The sequence below is a fragment of the Micromonospora globispora genome (assembly GCF_003857015.1).
GTDB classification, from domain to species: Bacteria; Actinomycetota; Actinomycetes; order Mycobacteriales; family Micromonosporaceae; genus Micromonospora; species Micromonospora globispora.
Genome location: NZ_QGGF01000521.1, coordinates 1 through 3,704, shown reverse-complemented (window position 1 = coordinate 3,704; position 3,704 = coordinate 1). Strand labels below are relative to the sequence as shown.

At 71.9% G+C, this 3,704-nt stretch carries 3 protein-coding genes and 2 pseudogenes; all 5 read right to left on the bottom strand.

Annotation, left to right across the window (positions count from 1 at the left end; all coding sequences use genetic code 11):
* A pseudogene (locus DKL51_RS27875) lies at window positions 1-227 on the bottom strand (ribonuclease Y); the annotation flags it as partial.
* A gap of 685 nt (window positions 228-912) precedes the next feature.
* Window positions 913-1,614, bottom strand: coding sequence for a regulatory protein RecX (locus DKL51_RS27870; RefSeq protein WP_109966551.1), 702 nt, complete (start codon window positions 1,612-1,614; stop codon window positions 913-915).
* 8 nt (window positions 1,615-1,622) lie between these two features.
* Window positions 1,623-2,669, bottom strand: coding sequence for a recombinase RecA (gene recA, locus DKL51_RS27865; protein ID WP_109947495.1), 1,047 nt, complete (start codon window positions 2,667-2,669; stop codon window positions 1,623-1,625).
* Window positions 2,670-2,853: 184 nt separating this feature from the next.
* On the bottom strand, window positions 2,854-3,054 hold the full coding sequence (locus tag DKL51_RS27860; RefSeq protein WP_109947494.1) for a DUF3046 domain-containing protein: 201 nt from the start codon (window positions 3,052-3,054) through the stop codon (window positions 2,854-2,856).
* Window positions 3,045-3,669: pseudogene (locus DKL51_RS27855) on the bottom strand (MFS transporter); the annotation flags it as partial. The gene DKL51_RS27860 and the pseudogene DKL51_RS27855, both read right to left, overlap by 10 nt.
* Between the last annotated feature and the right edge of the window lie 35 nt (window positions 3,670-3,704).

Below are 3,704 nucleotides of genomic sequence, written 5' to 3'. Positions count from 1 at the left end.
GCCGCGGACTTCGCCACGTCGATGGTGCTGTTCGCCTCGTCGGCGGCGTTGCGCAGGGCGGCCAGGGACTGCTCCTGGCGGTCCTTCTCGGCGATGAAGGCCGGGTCCTCCGGGCGTGGCGCGAGGCTGAGCCGGCGCAGCGTCCGGACGCCGAGCAGGACGGCGCCGACCACCACCACGGCCAGGATCAGCACCACGACGAGGATGAGGATGTTGAAGCCGGTCATGCGGTCACTCCGAGCCTGCCGGCGACGGCACCGACGGTGCCGTCCCGGTGGTCCGTTGCTGCGTCGGCACCGGCCCGGTGGCGGCCGGCCCGATGGACCGACCGGTACGTGCCGGCACCGCCTGGAAGACCGCCGGTGAACCTGTGCCGCCCCGCCATGGCCGCCTCCCCTGAACGTCGGCGCCGCAGGACCCGTGCCGTCAGGGCACGGACCTGCGGCTCTGGACGCCCGACCGGAGCGGCTGGCCGTGGGTAGCCTGCCTCCGACGGTGCCCATCGATGGGCATCGCCGAAGGCCGGTTGCAGTTGTGCGGTCGACCCCGGACCGGCCAGTCCGGAGCTGCCGTCAAGGCCGGTGAAGCTGGCCAAAGTGATGCTGTTCTGTTACGCGATCTATGTTGTGCGCTTAGCCTGCGCTGGTCGGGCAAAGTGAGCCTGTATGGCGAGGCTAGGTCGCCGGAGGCCGTTCGGTCAAGAACTCATGATCAAACCACCCGGACGGAGAGAAGTTGCGGCACTACCCAGCGTGGAGCCGATGCCGGACACCAGGGGACAAACGAGGCGAGCCGCAGGTGCCTGACCGGCAGTCACCCCTGCTCAGCGGCCACCGGAGGCGACCGGAGCGGAGACCGGCGAAAGCTTCAACTCGGGCGTGTCGCGAAGGCGCCGCCCGGGTAGCGGCCACGTCAGTCGAGGGGGCGGGTGTCCCGGTCGAGTTCACCCTCGGCGTCGGCGAGGGCGTCGGCGTCGACCTGCTCGGCGAACTCCGCCGCCTCGGCGCTCTGCGCGGCGAGGGCGTCCTTCACCGCCCGGATCGCCACGCCCGGCGGGTAGCCCTTGCGGGCCAGCATCCCCACCAGCCGGCGGAACACCGCGTCGGGCTCGCCCCGGGCGGAGCGCAGCTTCCGCTCGACCAGGGCACGGGCGGTTTCCGCCTCGGTCTCCTCGTCCAGCTCGCCGAGCGCCTCGCTGGCGACGTCGCCGTCCACCCCGCGCTGGCGCAGCTCGTTGGCGAGCGCCCGGCGGGCCAGCCCTCGGCCGGCGTGTCGACTGGTCACCCAGGCACGAGCGAACGCGGCGTCGTCGATGATGCCGACCTCGTCGTACCGGTCGAGGACCTGGGCGGAGACCTCCTCGGAGATGCCCCGCTTCGCCAGGGCACCGGCGAGCTCGGCCCGGGTACGCGGCCGGACCGCGAGCTGCCGCAGGCAGATCTCCCGGGCCACCTCGGCCTCGTCGCGCGGTGGGGCCGGGGTCGCCTCCGGGTCGGTCTCCTCGGACCGGTCCCGGCGACCTCGCCGGGGCCGGGGCGTGGTGTTGGCGTCACCCGCCCGGGGCGGACTGGCGTCCCAGCCCCGCCCCGTGCGGGCGCGTCGTCGTCCTGCCACGACTCAGATCAGAAGTCGACCGGCGGCAGCTCCGGGCCACCGGCGGCGTCGCCCGCGCCGACCCCGACGCCGAGCTTCTCCAGGATCTTCTTCTCGATCTCGGCCGCCACGTCCGGGTTCTCCCGGAGGAACTCGCGGGCCTTCTCCTTGCCCTGGCCGAGCTGGTCACCGTCGTAGGTGTACCAGGCGCCGGACTTGCGAATGATCGCCTGCTCCACGCCGACGTCGATCAGCGACCCCTCGCGGGAGATGCCCTTGCCGTACATGATGTCGAACTCGGCCTGCTTGAACGGCGCGGCGACCTTGTTCTTCACGACCTTGACCCGGGTCCGGTTACCGACCACGTCGGTGCCGTCCTTGAGGCTCTCGATGCGGCGCACGTCGAGCCGGACCGAGGCGTAGAACTTCAGCGCCCGACCACCGGTGGTGGTCTCGGGGCTGCCGAACATCACGCCGATCTTCTCGCGGAGCTGGTTGATGAAGATCGCCGTGGTGCCGGTGTTGTTGAGCACACCGGTGATCTTCCGCAGCGCCTGGCTCATCAGCCGGGCCTGCAGGCCCACGTGGCTGTCGCCCATCTCGCCCTCGATCTCGGCGCGCGGCACCAGCGCGGCGACCGAGTCGATCACGATGATGTCCAGCGCGCCGGAGCGGACCAGCATGTCGACGATCTCCAGCGCCTGCTCGCCGGTGTCCGGCTGGGAGACCAGCAGGGCGTCGGTGTCGACGCCGAGGGCCTTCGCGTAGTCCGGGTCGAGCGCGTGCTCGGCGTCGACGAAGGCGGCGATGCCGCCGGCCCGCTGGGCGTTGGCCACCGCGTGCAGGGCGACCGTGGTCTTACCGCTGGACTCGGGACCGTAGACCTCGACGACCCGACCCCGGGGCAGACCGCCCACGCCGAGCGCCACGTCGAGGGCGATGGAGCCGGTCGGGATGACGGACGTCTGGACGACCGGACGCTCCCCCAGCCGCATCACCGAGCCCTTGCCGAACTGCTTGTCGATCTGAGCGAGAGCAAGGTCGAGTGCCTTCTCCCGGTCGGGCCCTGCGGCCATGTTTGCCACCCCTGCCTTCGCCGGCGTCTTTCCTGAGCTTCGCGTCACGCGGACACGCTAGGCGCTGGGTCCGACAGAAAACCAGCCGACCGGCCGCGAGCTGTGGACGAGCACCCCGCTGTGGACAATAGCCGAACAGGTGTACGACTGGGCAAGCGACACGCGGGTGGACCGAAAGGGCTGTTCAGCGCAGCCGAGCGGGCACCCGGTCGGGATAGGCGGCGACGACCGCCCGCCAGACCACGTGGGTCTGCTCACCCGCCTTCAGCGCCTGCTCGATGGTCCGCCCGCCGAGCTGGGACAGCACCTGGTCACTGGCGATGCTGGCCGCGTAGCCCGGCCCGAACGCCTCCTCCAGCCGGGCCCAGAAGTCGGTCAGCCGCACGTGTCACTCCTCCTTGTCGGGCGCCTCCACGGGCACCGGACGCAACGCTAGCGCCACCAGGGGCACCGTCGCGATCGCGGCGAGCAGGGTGAGGGCCGGATAACCGGCGACCCGCACGACAAACCCGCTCAGCGCCGCGGCCCCCGCGCCGGCCAGCCCCATGGTCAGGTCCGACAGCCCCTGAACACTCGGCCGCACCCCAGTGGGCACCGACTCGGACAGCAGCGTGGAGCCGGCGACCATGGTGCCCGACCAGCCCAGGCCGAGCAGCGCCAGACCGAGCGAGAGCTCCGGCGTGTGGTGTCCGGCCGTGCCGGCGACCGCGCACGCGGCGAGCAGCACCCCGACCCCGCCGAGGATCACCGCCCGCCGGCCGAGCCGGTCGGTCAGCCAGCCCACCAGCGGGGAGAGGGCGTACATGCCGGCGATGTGCAGGCTCAGTACGATGCCCACCACCCGCAGCACGTCGGCGTCGTCGTGGAACTCGCCGAGGCGTACCGGGGTCATCGACATCACCGCGACCATCACCAGGTGCCCCACCGCCACGGCGGCGATGCCGAGCCGGGCGGCGGGCCGCTCCCGTACCACCCGCCAGGCGGCCCGCATGCCCGCACCTGGCTCTTATACACATCTCCGAGCCCACGAGACCG

Coding starts and splice junctions, on each gene's coding strand:
- recA (WP_109947495.1), bottom strand. CDS start 2,669: ATGGCCGCAGGGCCCGACCGGGAGAAGGCACTCGACCTTGCTCTCGCT.